11 protein-coding genes and 1 pseudogene are annotated in these 15,379 nt (G+C 46.7%); 8 read left to right on the top strand and 4 right to left on the bottom strand.

The features are described 5' to 3' along the window. Window positions 1-179: 179 nt before the first annotated feature. The gene (gene nifJ / locus QM657_RS06070) at window positions 180-3,719 is read left to right on the top strand and encodes a pyruvate:ferredoxin (flavodoxin) oxidoreductase (protein ID WP_415065690.1); all 3,540 of its coding nucleotides are present in this window, start codon (window positions 180-182) and stop codon (window positions 3,717-3,719) included. A 119-nt stretch (window positions 3,720-3,838) separates the two neighbouring features. On the opposite strand, the gene QM657_RS06065 is transcribed toward nifJ, so the two are convergent. Next, entirely contained in the window at window positions 3,839-4,189 is a 351-nt protein-coding gene (locus tag QM657_RS06065; protein WP_415065689.1) for a DUF2085 domain-containing protein, read from the bottom strand. Next, window positions 4,186-4,464 (bottom strand): zinc ribbon domain-containing protein, encoded by a 279-nt coding sequence (locus tag QM657_RS06060; RefSeq protein WP_415065688.1) that lies wholly within the window; start codon window positions 4,462-4,464, stop codon window positions 4,186-4,188. Before QM657_RS06060 ends, QM657_RS06065 begins: the two co-directional genes overlap by 4 nt. 350 nt (window positions 4,465-4,814) lie before the next feature. Between QM657_RS06060 and QM657_RS06055 the strand changes: the two genes are divergently transcribed. The 6 genes from QM657_RS06055 to QM657_RS06030 all read left to right on the top strand — a co-directional run bounded on the left by QM657_RS06055 (window position 4,815) and on the right by QM657_RS06030 (window position 11,538). Then, complete coding sequence (locus QM657_RS06055) at window positions 4,815-5,495, top strand: DUF4397 domain-containing protein (protein ID WP_415065687.1); 681 nt, start codon at window positions 4,815-4,817, stop codon at window positions 5,493-5,495. Between the two features lie 85 nt (window positions 5,496-5,580). Next, window positions 5,581-5,973, top strand: coding sequence for a GntR family transcriptional regulator (locus QM657_RS06050; RefSeq protein ID WP_415065686.1), 393 nt, complete (start codon window positions 5,581-5,583; stop codon window positions 5,971-5,973). Continuing rightward, on the top strand, window positions 5,970-6,869 hold the full coding sequence (locus tag QM657_RS06045; RefSeq protein WP_415065685.1) for an ABC transporter ATP-binding protein: 900 nt from the start codon (window positions 5,970-5,972) through the stop codon (window positions 6,867-6,869). Before QM657_RS06050 ends, QM657_RS06045 begins: the two co-directional genes overlap by 4 nt. Continuing rightward, window positions 6,844-9,024: a DUF6449 domain-containing protein gene (locus QM657_RS06040; protein WP_415065684.1), complete on the top strand. Its 2,181-nt coding sequence runs from the start codon at window positions 6,844-6,846 to the stop codon at window positions 9,022-9,024. The genes QM657_RS06045 and QM657_RS06040 overlap by 26 nt, the downstream gene beginning before the upstream one ends. 72 nt (window positions 9,025-9,096) lie before the next feature. Then, window positions 9,097-9,561 (top strand): zinc-ribbon domain-containing protein, encoded by a 465-nt coding sequence (locus QM657_RS06035; protein WP_415065683.1) that lies wholly within the window; start codon window positions 9,097-9,099, stop codon window positions 9,559-9,561. A 60-nt stretch (window positions 9,562-9,621) separates the two neighbouring features. Further along, entirely contained in the window at window positions 9,622-11,538 is a 1,917-nt protein-coding gene (locus QM657_RS06030; protein WP_415065682.1) for an LTA synthase family protein, read from the top strand. Window positions 11,539-11,594: 56 nt separating this feature from the next. Here the strand turns inward: QM657_RS06030 and QM657_RS06025 are convergent, their stop codons facing one another. After that, window positions 11,595-12,701: a DUF362 domain-containing protein gene (locus QM657_RS06025; protein WP_415065681.1), complete on the bottom strand. Its 1,107-nt coding sequence runs from the start codon at window positions 12,699-12,701 to the stop codon at window positions 11,595-11,597. 192 nt (window positions 12,702-12,893) lie between these two features. On the opposite strand from QM657_RS06025, the gene cls reads away from it, so the two are divergent. Next, entirely contained in the window at window positions 12,894-14,444 is a 1,551-nt protein-coding gene (cls, locus tag QM657_RS06020) for a cardiolipin synthase (RefSeq protein ID WP_415065680.1), read from the top strand. 102 nt (window positions 14,445-14,546) lie between these two features. Here cls and QM657_RS06015 read toward each other — a convergent pair. Further along, window positions 14,547-15,379: pseudogene (locus QM657_RS06015) on the bottom strand (collagen-like protein); the annotation flags it as partial.

Raw genomic sequence — 15,379 nt, 5'->3', positions numbered from 1 at the left:
AGGACCGGACAAATATTGACTCCGGTCCTGTTTTTCTTCGATTGTTTTTAAAATAATACTTAATTTTCCAGTTTTAATATTTGCATTTTGTTAAATAATTGTTATAATAATCTCAGGTCACTTTCCCTAAAGGGAATACTAATTGATATATTATTCACATTTGCAGGAGGAAATCAAGAATGGCAAGAAAAATGAAAACCATGGATGGTAACCATGCAGCAGCTCATGCGTCATACGCATTTACTGATGTAGCGGCTATTTATCCGATTACCCCATCCTCACCTATGGCAGAGGCTTCAGATGAGTGGGCAACAGACGGAAGAACCAACATTTTCGGACAGACGGTACAGATTACAGAGATGCAGTCTGAGGCAGGTGCAGCAGGTGCAGTACACGGGTCCTTATCAGCAGGTGCGCTGACCACCACCTACACGGCTTCCCAGGGTCTGTTACTTATGATCCCAAACCTTTATAAGATCGCAGGCGAGCAGCTTCCAGGCGTAATCAACGTATCCGCCCGTGCCATTGCCAGCCATGCTTTGTCTATCTTTGGTGACCATTCCGACGTATATGCATGCCGTCAGACCGGCTGCGCTATGCTTTGCGAATCCAGCGTACAGGAAGTTATGGACTTGACTCCGGTTGCTCATATGGCAGCATTAGAGGGAAAAGTTCCTTTTATCAACTTCTTCGACGGTTTCCGTACATCTCATGAGATTCAGAAGATCGAATCATGGGATTATGAAGATTTAAAAGAGATGGTGAACATGGACGCTGTGGATGCATTCCGCCGCCATGCTTTAAATCCAAACCATCCATGCCAGAGAGGTTCCGCTCAGAACCCTGATATTTTCTTCCAAGCAAGAGAAGCATGTAACCCTTATTATGATGCTTTACCGGCAGTTGTTCAGAAATACATGGACAAGGTAAACGCAAAGATCGGTACTGACTATAAACTGTTTAACTATTACGGAGCTGCTGATGCAGACCATGTAATCATCTCCATGGGTTCTGTTAATGAGACCATTGATGAGACCATTGATTACTTAACTGCAGCAGGCCAGAAGGTTGGTGTTGTAAAGGTTCGTCTTTACAGACCATTCTGTGCAGAAGCTCTTATTGATGCAATTCCTGATACAGTTAAGACTATTTCCGTACTGGACAGAACAAAAGAGCCAGGTTCTTTAGGCGAGCCTTTATACCTGGATGTCGTTGCTGCCCTCAGAGGAACCAAGTTTGACCAGGTGAAGATCTTAACCGGACGTTACGGTTTAGGTTCCAAGGATACCACACCTGCTCAGATCGTAGCAGTTTACAACAACAAGGAGAAATCTCCGTTCACCATCGGTATCGTGGATGATGTAACCCACCTTTCCCTTGATGCTGGCGATCCTATCGTTACCACTCCAGAAGGAACCACAAACTGTAAGTTCTGGGGTCTCGGTGCAGACGGTACTGTAGGCGCTAACAAGAACTCCATTAAGATCATCGGTGACAACACAGATATGTACGCTCAGGCTTACTTTGACTATGACTCCAAGAAGTCCGGCGGTGTTACCATGTCTCACCTTCGTTTCGGACATGAGAGGATTAAGTCCACTTACCTGATCCGTCGCGCTAACTTTGTGGCTTGCCATAACCCTGCTTATATCCGTAAATACAACATGGTTCAGGAACTTGTTGACGGCGGAATCTTCCTGCTCAACTGCCCATGGGATGCAGCAAGCCTTGACAAGCATCTTCCAGGACAGGTTAAGAAGTACATTGCTGATCACAATATTCAGTTCTACACCATCGACGGTGTGAAGATCGGTATTGAGACAGGAATGGGAGCTACCCGTATCAACACCATCCTTCAGTCCGCATTCTTTGAGCTGACCGGAATCATTCCTGCTGAAAAGGCAAACGAACTGATGAAGGCTGCTGCTCAGGCAACCTACGGACGTAAGGGTGAAGAAATTGTTAAGAAGAACTGGGCTGCTATCGACGCAGGCGCAAAGAACATCGTTAAGATCGAAATTCCGGAAAACTGGAAGAACTGCGAAGACGAAGGTCTGGATTATATGCTGGTTGGCGAAGGCAGAAGCGATGTAGTGAACTTTGTCAATAACGTACAGACAAAGGTAAGCGCTCAGCAGGGTGATACACTTCCTGTATCCGCATTCACCGATTACGTTGACGGTTCCACACCATCCGGCTCCTCCGCATACGAGAAGCGCGGTATTGCAGTTACCATCCCAGGCTGGAATCCTGACAACTGTATTCAGTGTAACTTCTGTTCTTATGTATGTCCGCATGCAGTTATCCGTCCTTTAGCTATGACTGAAGAAGAAGTTGCTGCAAAACCGGAAGGAATGCAGACTCTTGCTATGACAGGTATGCCGGCATATCAGTTCAGCATCACTGTATCAGGCTTTGACTGTACAGGCTGCGGTTCCTGTGCTAACGTTTGTCCTGGAAAGAAGGGCGAGAAGGCACTTGTTATGGTAGATATGGAAGCTAACGCTGCTGCAAAGCAGAAAGAATTTGACTTCGGTCAGACTCTGCCCATTAAGCAGGATGTTATTGATAAATTTAAAGAGTCCAGCGTTAAGGGAAGCCAGTTTAAGAAGCCTCTCCTTGAGTTCTCAGGCGCTTGTGCAGGCTGCGGCGAGACACCTTACGCAAAATTGATCACTCAGTTGTTCGGCGACAGAATGTATATTGCAAATGCTACAGGCTGTTCCTCCATCTGGGGTAACTCCGCACCATCCACACCTTACACCGTAAATGAAAAGGGACAGGGTCCTGCATGGTCCAACTCCTTATTCGAGGACAATGCTGAGTTCGGTTACGGTATGCTTCTGGCTCAGACTTCTTTAAGAAACGGCTTAAAGGCTAAGGTTGAGGAAGTTATGAACTCTGATCAGGCTTCTGAGGAAGTAAAGGCTGCCTGCAAAGAGTATTTGGATACTTTTGCTATCGGTGCAACCAATGGTTCTGCAACAGACAAGCTGATTGCAGCATTAGAAGGTGCTGACTGCGATACCTGCAAGGCTATTGTAAGGGATAAGGATTTCCTTGCTAAGAAGTCTCAGTGGATATTCGGCGGCGACGGCTGGGCATATGATATCGGTTTCGGCGGTCTTGATCACGTTATGGCAAGCGGAAAAGACATCAACATCATGGTATTTGATACAGAGATCTATTCCAACACCGGCGGACAGTCTTCTAAGGCTACCAATACAGGTGCTGTTGCACAGTTTGCTGCTGGCGGTAAGGATACCAAGAAGAAGGATCTGGCAGCTATTGCTATGAGCTATGGTTATGTATATGTAGCTCAGATCGCTATGGGTGCTGATTACGCTCAGACTGTTAAGGCAATTGCTGAGGCAGAGGCTTATCCGGGACCATCCTTAATCATCGCTTATGCTCCATGTATTAGCCATGGTATCAAGAAGGGTATGTCCAAGGCTCAGACAGAAGAGAAACTGGCTGTTGAGTGCGGCTACTGGAATAACTTCCGCTTCAATCCTGATGCTGAGAAGAGATTCTCCTTAGACAGCAAGGCTCCTAACCTGGACAACTATGATGAGTTCTTAAAGGGTGAGGTTCGTTATGCTTCTCTTGCTATGAAGAATCCGGAGAGAGCAGCCGAACTGTTCGCTCTGAATAAGAAGTATGCTGAGGAGAAATACAATCACCTTCAGAAGCTGGTTACCTTATACGGCAACGACTAATTAATATTTATATCATAAATGCAGCCCCGGATGGTTTCATCCGGGGCTGTTTTTCATGCTGCAATGGATATGGAAAAGAAAAAGCGCATCTCTGGCAGGAAGCTGTCAGGGATGCGCTTTTATAAAAAGTTGTATCCATACCGGTATGTGGCAACTGCGCTCATAATGAGAAGATCGAAGAAGCCGTATCCGAAAAGAATACCTGTAAAAAACCTTTTGAAGTTCGTGCTCTCATATGCAGTGAGCAATTGAAGGCCTCCATCGAATGCCATCGGGATAAGAAAACCTATGGCATATAGGATAGGAAGGCGGTAAATCGCGTATGTAATGGTTACAATAACCATTCCCGCCAATTCACCGGTGCATCTTGCACAGATGGGAAACTGCTTTCCATGAAAGAAAAAGGAACGGTCCGCTCTGCAATGGCAGCCGAAAACAATAGGGAGTGACCGGTAGAGAAAATTCATCATACCCCGTATAAAGAGGCACCGATTCCCAGGGCAAATATTAACACATAAAATACAATGACAAGTCCCACGGAAACCAGGGCGCCGATTCCGGCAGCTTTTGCTGATTTAGGTTTCGTGTCTTTCCATATTAAAAATAAAATCAAACCGGCCAGTGGAATGCAGCAGCCTAAGAGGCTCCAGCCAAAACCGCCGGAATCAACTGCCTGGGAAACCCCGCAATGAGGGCAGATCACCGCTTTGTTATCAATTTCTTGTCCGCAATTTTTACAATTCATATTTTTGTCCTCCGTATATACATTAAATGACTAAATTAAGGAATTAATTGATATAACTTCCAAATACCCCTGTAGTATGACATATTTAGAATTAAAAGTCTATAGATTTTGAAAAAAAAGAAAAACTTTGTTATTTACTGAAAAAAACTTAGATAAATGCATATGATTTTGTATTTTATGAATAAACAATACTATTATCTTTTTTGCAAAATAAGGCCATTTACGGTGAAATGGCTTAATCTTTCAGAAGAACATAGTATTTAAAACAAGACAGGCACTGGGCAGTTATGTTGGAATAAACTTATTATATAACCATCATAAAGAGGAATTGTATGGGCAGGTTGTCTTGTATGCAAAATAATATGGAAACCGGTGGAAATTCCATGACTTCCATCATTACCGTATCCCCCAAGGAGGTCATTCCCTGTTATTACTGTGCCTCCAGTCAAATCGGCCTTGTCCGGTTTCTCAATACAACTGTGGGATATAATCCGTTTTTTATTTCTGTCGGTGACCAGTTGGCAGTGAGCGGGCTGGTTCCTGGAGGTCTGAGCGATTATGGACGCGTTTCCGCGGGGCTGCAGATGGTGTCCATATCCGACGAAGCAGGCTATGTCTATCTGGAGAAGCAGATCTGTGTGCCAGTGGATGGAGCCGTTACTATTGCATTCATCAATACGGATTTCGGCCTGGATTTGATGGAAATCAGGGATATATTCTGCAATGGAGGCATTCATACGGGATGCTTTCGGGTGTGCAACTTATCCATAACCAACCGCAGAATCAATGTTTCTTTAAATTCCGGTCTTACCTTCCGGGCAGTGGGGTACAGAGAACTGACCAGATTTGAATATCTCCTGACCGGTTATTACATGGTTTCCGTTTACAGCAGTCACGTTTATTCCATGAATATCATTTTAAATTCCAATGTTTATATAAGGGGAAATACTTCTTACACCTTGTACGTTTTTAACGGGAGCAGTGCCCAGGATGACCTTCGCGTATTAATTGTGGAGGACAGGAGAAATTAGAGTCAAAGCCTCTGGTTGACAGATCAGAGGTTTTCTGCTATAGTAAGTGTACTAAGTGTGTTAATACAATTATAGGAGGAGAAATATGATACTGCTTGATTACAAAGACCGCAGACCAATTTACGAGCAGGTTATAGAGAAGATGAAGGATCTTATTCTGTGCGGTGTATTGGAACAGGATGTACAGCTTCCTTCTGTCCGGACTCTGGCTACAGATCTCTCCATTAATCCGAACACCATACAGCGGGCTTATGCAGAGCTGGAGAGGCGGGGATTTATTTATTCGGTAAAGGGAAGGGGAAGCTTTGTGGCTGATGCCGGTTCCCTCAGGGCATTAAAAAGCAGTGAACTGAAAAGAGAGCTGGGAAGCTGGATATTAGAAGCCAAAAGGGCAGGGCTGACGGAAGATAAGGCCCATACATGGGTCGCAGAAGAATGGGTCAGCCCGGAAAATCAGACAGGGGAGGAGAGACTATGATAAAAGCAGAAAATCTGACGAAAAATTTTGATGATATTGTGGCAGTGGACCACGTGAATGCGGAAATCAGGGATGGAAGCGTATTTGGCCTCATTGGAACCAACGGGGCAGGAAAGAGCACTTTTTTGAGAATGCTCAGCGGCATTTTAAAGCCGGATGAGGGCAGTGCTGTCATAGACGGGGAACCGATATTTGAGAATGTCAAGGTGAAGAGCCGTTTCTTTTACATTTCCGATGACCAGTATTACTTTAATAATGCTTCACCTCTGGATATGATGGAATTTTACAGCAGGGTGTATCCGGCATTTGACAAGGAACGCTTTCAGAAGCTTTTGAAAAGCTTTGGTCTGGAGGGGAGAAGGAAGATTCACACCTTTTCAAAGGGAATGAAAAAGCAGCTTTCCGTCCTGTGCGGCATTTGCGCCAATACGGATTACCTGTTCTGTGATGAGACCTTTGACGGCCTTGACCCGGTGATGCGGCAGGCGGTGAAGAGCATCTTCGCCAATGATATGGCTGAGAGGAATTTGACTCCCATCATTGCCTCCCACAACTTAAGAGAGCTGGAGGATATCTGTGATCATGTAGGCCTTCTTCACAGGGGCGGAATCCTGCTTTCCAGGGATTTGGATGATATGAAGCTCAATATCCACAAAATCCAGTGTGTTTTAAAGGATGGCATGAGTGCAGAGGATTTAGGGCTTTTGCAGAGGATTAAGACGGAAGAGAGGGGAAGACTCTATACCATAACGGCGAGGGGAACCAGGGCCGAGGTGGAACAGATCATGGAAGCCTATGAACCCGTATTTTACGAGATCATTCCATTATCCCTGGAAGAAATATTTATCAGTGAGACGGAGGTGGCAGGATATGACATCAAAAAGCTTATATTTTAATCTGTTCCGGGAGGACGGGAAACGGCGCCATTGGTCCATCGCTTTGTCCTTTCTGCTGTTTTTCTTCACTTTCCCGGTGAGAATTGCTCTGCTTCTCAGCAATTATTCCAAGAGAGAGATGGACTATAAGTATATTGTATCGACTTTAAATGACTGGTTGGGATTTCAAAATGCGCTGGTGGCAGGTTTTCTCATGCTCATGTCGCTGATCATGGGAGTGAGCTGTTTCTCTTACTTACATTCCAGGCAGAAGGTGGATTTTTACCATGGGATTCCGGTCAGCAGAAAGCACTTGTTCTGGGTCAGCTATTTTCAGGGAATCTGGATTCCTGGGGCAGTGTATGGCCTGAATTTACTGGTTACCATAGGAATTGCCGCTGTAAGCGGTGTCTCTCCTCTGGCCATATCAGGAGCTGCTTTTACGGGATTTGCGCTTTTTATCCTGCACTATGCCATGATGTATTCCCTCACCGTAACCTCCATGGTTCTGACGGGAAATGTGGTGGTGGGAATTCTGGGCAATCTGGTGCTCAATTTTTATTCTTCCTGCGTGATTCTGATTCTGGAAGTGTGTTTTGACACCTTTTTCCGTACCAGCTACGGCGGGGGCGGGTATTTCCTGACAAAATGGATGCATAAGACCTCCCCCTTTGTCCTGTTTGTAACAAATGTGGATCAGTTGTACCGGGGCAACCCCTCAGGAGATCAGGGGGCCAGGATTTTTGGTGTTCTGGCAGTGACCGTGGTTTTGGCACTGTTTTCCTTCTGGCTCTATAAAAAAAGAGGGCTGGAGGCAGCAGGAAAGGCCATGGCATTTAAGATCAGTATGCCGATTATAAGGATTCCTATTGTCATCTTATCGGCTTTAAGCGGAAGCGTGTTCTTCTGGAGCCTCCACTCCAGCGCAGGCTGGTCCCTGTTCGGACTGCTTTGCGGAATGGTGGTGTCGCACGGAGTCATTGAAATTATTTACCACTTTGATTTCAGAAAGCTGTTTTCCCACTGGAAGCAGATGGTGGTTTCCGCAGTCCTGGCAGCAGTCATATTTTGCGGTTTCCGCTATGATCTCTTTGGGTATGACAGGTATATTCCGGCGGAGAACGCCATTGAATCCGTTGCCGTTGATGTCAATAACGCCTTTTACTGGGTAGACTATGGAGAGCCCAGAAAGGATGAACTGGGAGAGTATTACTGGGAGTATGTGAATTCCGGACAGTACATCTTAGACAATATGAAGCTGCAGGACAGAGAGGCTGTCATGTCTCTGGTGAAAAAGGCAGTGGCAAGAAACCAGGAATTAAACCATGGAAACGATGCTTCCTACAGGCCGTACACAGACGGCAGGGAATATCAGTTTTCTGTAAAATACAATTTAAAGAACGGAAAGAGCGTTTACCGCTCCTACTGGCTGCCTCAGGAAGAGGCGGAGCAGGAGATTAATGATATTTTTGGAAATCCTGACTTCATTCAGACCGTTTATCCCATCCTTTCCCAGACAAAGGAAGATACTGCCTGGGTGAGACTGAGCCGGGCCGGACAGACCAACATCGTCAGCCGTGACAGAAACGGTACAGATAAGGCCATGACCGAGCAATTGCTTCTTGCATATCAGGAGGAACTAAAGAACCTGGATGCAGAAACCATGAAAAGGGAAAATCCCATAGCTACCATTCAGTTCATGACAAAACTTCAGGCAGAGGCGGAGACAAAGAGGGAGGAGCTGCAGATTTCCTGGAAGTACAGCGAGGTTGCCTCAAGGGGTTACTATCCTGTCTATCCTTCTTTCCAAAAGACCCTGGGCCTGTTAAAGGAGTGCGGAATCGATACGGATGGCTGGAAGGACTGGAGTGATGTAAGACAGATCAGCATTGACGGAGTGCAGTATACCTCTGACGGCTACGGCTATAACCAGAGAGGCTTTGAGGTCATCGCCATTACAGACCAGGAAGAGATCAGCCGGATCATGTCCCAGGCTGTTGTGGAAGAGTTTTCTTCCATGAATCCGTTCTGGGAGAGGCGGGAAGAGGACTTGGCTCTCTTTGGAGTCATGACCGGTGCCGGAGAAAGAGGCCAGGAGGTCCGCTACAGCGTCCCGTTAAATGCACTGCCTGAGGATGTGAAGGCGGAGATCGAGAAGAGAAAAAACGAAGGGTGAGCAGTCTTTCATTGACTTTTTCCTCTGATGAAGTTAAAATAATAGGAGCATAAGTCAAAGGAGGAATCACGGATGGCATTTTTTGAAGGGCTGGGAAAGACACTTAGTGATACCGGCAAAGAGGTTGCAACAAAAGCAAAGGCGCTGACGGAAACCATACAGCTAAAGACTCAGATCAGCGGGGAGAAAACCAAGCTGGAAGAAGCTTATGCAGTCATTGGCAAGCTGTTTTATGAAAGCAACAAGGAGCCGGAAGAAGAATATAAGAAGGCTTATGAAGCGGTCAGAGCCTGCCGGGAGAGAATTGCCGCTCTGGAGATTGAACTGACCCAAAGTGAAGGAACCCGCCTCTGTGCAGAATGCGGAGCAAAGGTTTCCAAGGATTCCCTTTTCTGCGGAAAATGCGGTGCACCTGTAAAGGAAGCTGCGTCTGCCCAGGAAGCGGAGGCAGAGGAAGCTGTTTTTACAGAGGAAGAGACTGCTGCATCAGGGATTAATTCGGTGAGTGAAGACGTATTTGAATCTACAGAAGAATAAGACATTAATGGAAAGGCCGGCTTGTGAAAAGCCGGTCTTTCAGACCTAAAGGAGCGTATCATGGATTCGTGTATCAAATGGCTGGGAAGGATATCTCTCCTTTCTTTCCTGATAAATATTTTTATCGAGCTTGCCTCCAGGAAGTCTTTGATTGGCCTGGGATCATATATATGGGGCAGTCCCCTGGTTTTTCTGCTGAATACGATGATCATTCTGCTGACTTTTACGGTGGTGTTTGTCACAAAGCGCAGATTTTTTTCCTGTATTGCGGTTTCCTTCTTGTGGATTTTTATGGGAATCGTAAACGGCATTCTGCTGATTTTTCGGACAACTCCTTTTACGGCGGCAGACTTGCGGCTGATAAAATATGCGGTCAGCATGGCTACTCTTTATTTTACGTGGCTGCAGATCATATTCCTGGGGGCGGCCTTTGCCGGCTGCGGGGCCCTTCTGATCATCTTATGGCGCATTGCCCCGGTGACCAGGGAAAAGGTACGCTACAGGGCCGGAATAGGGCTGATTGCGGTCAGTACGGTACTGGTGCTGGGAATGACCGAGGGAGCCATGAAAACAGGGCTGGTGGCGGTGCATTTCGGAAATATTGGGGATGCTTTCCAGACCTACGGATTTCCTTACTGCTTTTCCAACTCCCTTTTTAATACAGGCATATCCAAGCCGGAGGGATATGGAAGCGAGACCATGGAAGTCATCCGGGAGGAGGAGCTGATTCCTGAAAACACCTTTGATTTATCTGAGGATACAAAGCCTAACGTGATCATGATTCAGTTGGAATCCTTTTTTGATCCCTCTCTTTGGAAAAACAATCCGGTTGATTATGATCCCATCCCATTTTTCCATTTGCTTCAGAAGAATTATCCGGGAGGCTATTTAAGTGTGCCTTCTGTGGGGGCAGGAACAGCAAACACGGAATTTGAATCCATTACGGGAATGAATCTGGACTTTTTCGGTCCCGGTGAGTACCCTTATAAGACGGTGCTGAAAAAGACCTCCTGTGAGAGTGTTGCCTTTGATTTAAAGAACATCGGATATCAGGCTCATGCCATTCACAACAATGAGGCCACTTTTTATGACCGGAATACGGTGTTTGCCCAGCTTGGCTTTGACACTTTCACTCCGATTGAATATATGAATCATGTGGAGCGCAACCCCACGGGATGGAGCAGGGACAAGATTCTTACGGGGGAGATCATCAAGGCGCTGGACTCCACCGCAGGCCCTGATTTCATTTACACCATATCCGTACAGGGGCATGGAAAGTATCCTGATTTTGAATATTACTGTCAGCAGATCGGGGAAATGGACCAGTTTATCCGTTCTCTTGTGAACACTTTAAGGACCAGAGAAGAGCCTATTGTGCTGGTGATGTACGGAGATCATTTGCCGGGCTTTGAATGGTCCCAGGATGAGATGAAGAATAATTCCCTGTTTCAGACGGAATACGTGGTCTGGAACAATATGAATCTTCCTCTGGAAAAGAAGGATGTGGAAGCTTATCAGATTGCCGCTCACGTTCTGGACATGGCGGACATCCACGAGGGAACCATGATGCGGTTTCATCAGAAGTATTTTCACGACTCCAGTGATGGGCTGGACAGCTATCTGGAAGATATGAAAAGCCTGGAATATGATATTTTATACGGCGGACGTCAGGTCTATGGAGGGGAAAATCCCTATGAGGCGACGGATCTGAAGATGGGAATTGACGATATTACCATTGATCAGGCGGTGTATAATGATTCCAATCTGCTGGTTTACGGGGAGAATTTTACTCCGTATTCAAAAATCTGCCTTGACGGGAAAGCAGTGGAAACCATCTTTGTCTGGCCGGAGCTGATCATAGCCAAGGCTGTTCCGGAAAAAAAGGTGCTGGATTCGGAGATTTCCGTATGGCAGATCGGGAGAGACAAGGTTCCCCTTGGAGAGAGCGAGGGGTATTTCATAAAAAAGCCGGGGTGAGGGCTGAAAAAGGAGAAGGCATTGATACGGTGCGCCTTCTCCTTTTTGTATGCTTTTTATATGGTGATCAGCTCATACTCAGAGCTGCCGAGCCCGATTTTTACCGCATGTTCGATGGAAGACATCCAGTTGGTGTCCGGATGGGTGTCCTTAAAATGGTCATGATGGTGGCTTCCGTGTTTTTCCAGTATGCTGCCGGCCATAACAGGCTGTCTGTTTGCGGCGTCTGCACAGGCCATATCGAGGGCCACAGGATCAAAAGAAGCAAACATGCCCACATCCGGGATGATGGGGATATCGTTTTCCGCATGGCAGTCGCAGTAAGGAGAGACATCCATAACAAGGCTGATGTGGAAGTTTGGACGGTCCTTTAAAATGGCCTGGGAGTATTCTGCGATCTTGTAGTTTAAGATGTCATTGGCTTCATCAAAGTCTGATTCCACAGCATCCACGGGACAGACACCGATGCAGCGCCCGCATCCCACGCAGCGGTCATGGTTGATGTATGCGATTCTTTCTTCGAATGTAATGGCGCTGTGCGCACAGTTTTTATAGCAGGCACGGCAGCCGATGCAGAGACTTTCGATGACGTGAGGCTTTCCGGAGTTGTGCATTTCCATTTTTCCTGCCCTGGAGCCGCATCCCATTCCGATGTTTTTTAAAGCGCCGCCAAAGCCGGTGCTTTCATGGCCCTTAAAATGGTTGAGAGAGATGAAGATATCGGCATCCATAATGGCCCGTCCGATTTTTGCTTCTTTGATGTATTCCCCGTCAATGGGAACCAGAATCTCATCGGTTCCCTTTAAGCCGTCGGCAATGAGAACGTGACAGCCGGTGGAAAATGGGGAAAAACCGTTTTCATAAGCGGTTTCCAAATGATCCAGGGCATTTTTACGGCTTCCCACATACAGGGTGTTGCAGTCAGTTAAAAATGGCTTTCCTCCCTGTTCCTTTACAAGATCGACCACCACCTTGGCATAGTTGGGGCGGAGGAAGGATAAGTTTCCCAATTCTCCGAAGTGGATTTTGATGGCGGCATATTTGTTCTGGAAGTCGATTTCTTCCAGCATACCAGCGGTTTTTATAAGCCTTTTCAGCTTCTGGGGAAGGTTTTCCTGAAAGGTAGTACGAAAGCTTGTGTAGTAAACCTTTGATTTTTCCATGAAGGGCTCTCCTTTTGATAAAATTTATTATTATTTCATTATACTGGAAGTCATTGGGAAATTCAAGAAGTCCTGATTTATTTCGGGAAAAGGAGAAGGAAGGGGACTGTCCGGGTCTCAGGGTGTTGCCATAAGGGAGGACAGGCTGTATAATGGAGAGGATAGTCAAATGAATCATGGGAGGTACAAAGGATGAAACGGAATAGGGGAATGCTGCGGATTATATTTGGCAGGACGGCGTTTGCTGTCATTTCTCTTGCTGTTCAGGTGATGATTCTGGTTGCCGCTTACCGATTTTTAAGCCGCTACATGGTGTATGTTTACGGAAGTTTTACTCTTCTCAGTGCGCTTGTGATCATTTATATTCTGAACAAAGAGGAAAATCCCAGTTTTAAACTGGCGTGGATGGTGCCGATTGCAATCGTGCCTGTATTTGGAACGCTTTTTTATCTGTTTGTGGAATTTCAGATTCTGGGAAAACTGATTGATAAAAAGCTGAGGGCCAACATGGAGCATACGGAGGGCTATTTGGCCCAGAATCCCAAGGTTTTGGAAAATCTGTCAAGGATCAGCAGGCAGAGTGCCAATCTGGCTTTTTACCTTAAGAATTCGGGAAGTTACCCTGTTTATGGAAGTACCAATGCAAAGTATTTTCCATTGGGGGAAATCATGTTTGATGAGATGAAGAAGGAGCTGGAAGGAGCAAAACGGTTCATCTTCATGGAGTATTTTATTGTAGAACGGGGAGAGATGTGGGACGGGATTTTAGAAATTCTGGAGCGGAAGGCAAAGGAAGGAGTGGAGGTCCGGTTTATGTATGACGGGATGTGCTCTTTGAGCCTTCTTCCTTATGATTATCCTAAGGAATTGCAGGAAAAGGGCATCAAGGCAAAGACATTTTCTCCGATTGTCCCCCTTCTCACTACGTATCAGAACAACCGTGACCATAGAAAAATCCTGGTGGTGGATGGGCATACGGCGTTTACAGGCGGAATCAATTTAGCGGATGAATACATAAACAGGAAGGTGCGGTTTGGCCACTGGAAAGATACGGGGATCATGCTGAAAGGAGAGGCTGTCACCAGCTTTACTATGATGTTTTTGCAGATGTGGAATATTTCTGAAAAGGAGACAGAGGATTACGGAAAGTATTTAAGAGACCCGGAATATTATTACCCTCTGGAGCTGAATATGGATGGATTTGTCATTCCCTATGGGGACAGCCCTCTGGATCAGGAAACAGTGGGGAAGCAGGTTTATCTTGATGTGATCAATTCTGCCCGGAATTATGTCCATATCATGACGCCTTATCTGGTGTTGGATTATGAAATGATCCAGGCCCTCACCTTTGCTGCCAAGCGGGGAGTGGAAACTGCCATTATCATGCCCCGCATACCGGATAAGAAGTATGCGTTCTTTTTGGCTATTTCCTATTATGGGGAGCTGATCAGGGCGGGAGTGCAGATTTATCAGTATATACCCGGCTTTGTCCATGCAAAGGTATTTACAAGCGATGACAGCAAGGCAGTGGTGGGAACCGTTAATATGGATTTCCGAAGCCTTTTTCTCCACTTTGAATGCGGCGTTTATCTATACCGGAATGAGGCTGTCCGGGATGTGGAACGGGATTTTCAGGATACCCTGGTTCAGTGTCGCAGGGTTACCTTAGAGGATTATAAAAACTACCCATGGCAGGAGAGGCTGGCAGGCAGAGCTTTGCGGCTGTTTGCACCGCTTATGTAAATGGGTAGAGGAAAAAAATATGCCGGAGGCGGGTGCCTCCGGCATATTTTGTGGCCTTTTATGCTTGTTACTGAAACAAGGCTTTATCGTTGCAAATGCTGTTTAGTTAGCTTCGATGACTACCATGCTGGCCATAATCGGAACCTGAGCGTAGGATACAGTTGATCCCGTGGTATTAAGCAGAGATAAGGTAGCTGGAACTGCTCCAATGGTTATGAATGCCATTCCATTTAACTGTCCTGTAACGATAGGTGAGCTTGCTGAGATGTTGCCGCTGGTATTTACTCTCAGAGTAAATTCCACATAAGTGGATGGGCCGGCTCCGTCTGTGGATACCCACCAATATACATAGTAATTCTTTTCTGCGCTGAGGGTTACGATACCGGTTGCAGGGTTGTAATCAATGTTAAGGCTCTGGTCATTTAAAATGGTATTAAACATTACAATGCCGTCGTCTGCAACACTGGAAGCTCCTGTAAGCTGAATCTGAATGCCTCTTAACTGTGCGGCAGGTCCAGTAGGTCCGGTAGGTCCGATAGGTCCTTGCGGTCCCTGAGGTCCGGTAGCGCCGGTAGGTCCAGTAGGTCCGATTGGTCCCTGTGGTCCCTGAGCACCGGTAGCACCAGTTGCGCCAGTAGGTCCTTCAGGTCCCTGCAGACCCTGTGGTCCCTGAGCGCCGGTAGCACCAGTGGGTCCAGTCGGTCCAATTGGTCCCTGAGCGCCGGTAGCACCAGTTGCGCCAGTAGCACCAGTCGGTCCGGTAGGTCCTTGCGGTCCCTGAGCGCCAGTTGCGCCGGCAGGTCCTTGTGGTCCTTCGGGTCCCTGTGGTCCCTGAGCGCCGGTAGCGCCGGTAGCGCCGGTAGCACCAGTTGCGCCAGTAGGTCCGGTAGGTCCTTGCGGTCCCTGAGCGCCAGTTGCGCCGGCAGGTCCTTGTG

The organism is Lacrimispora sp. (assembly GCF_047605665.1).
Lineage (GTDB): Bacteria > Bacillota > Clostridia > Lachnospirales > Lachnospiraceae > Lacrimispora.
Note: the sequence above shows the minus strand (reverse complement) of the source record. Positions and strands in the feature narration are given on the sequence as shown.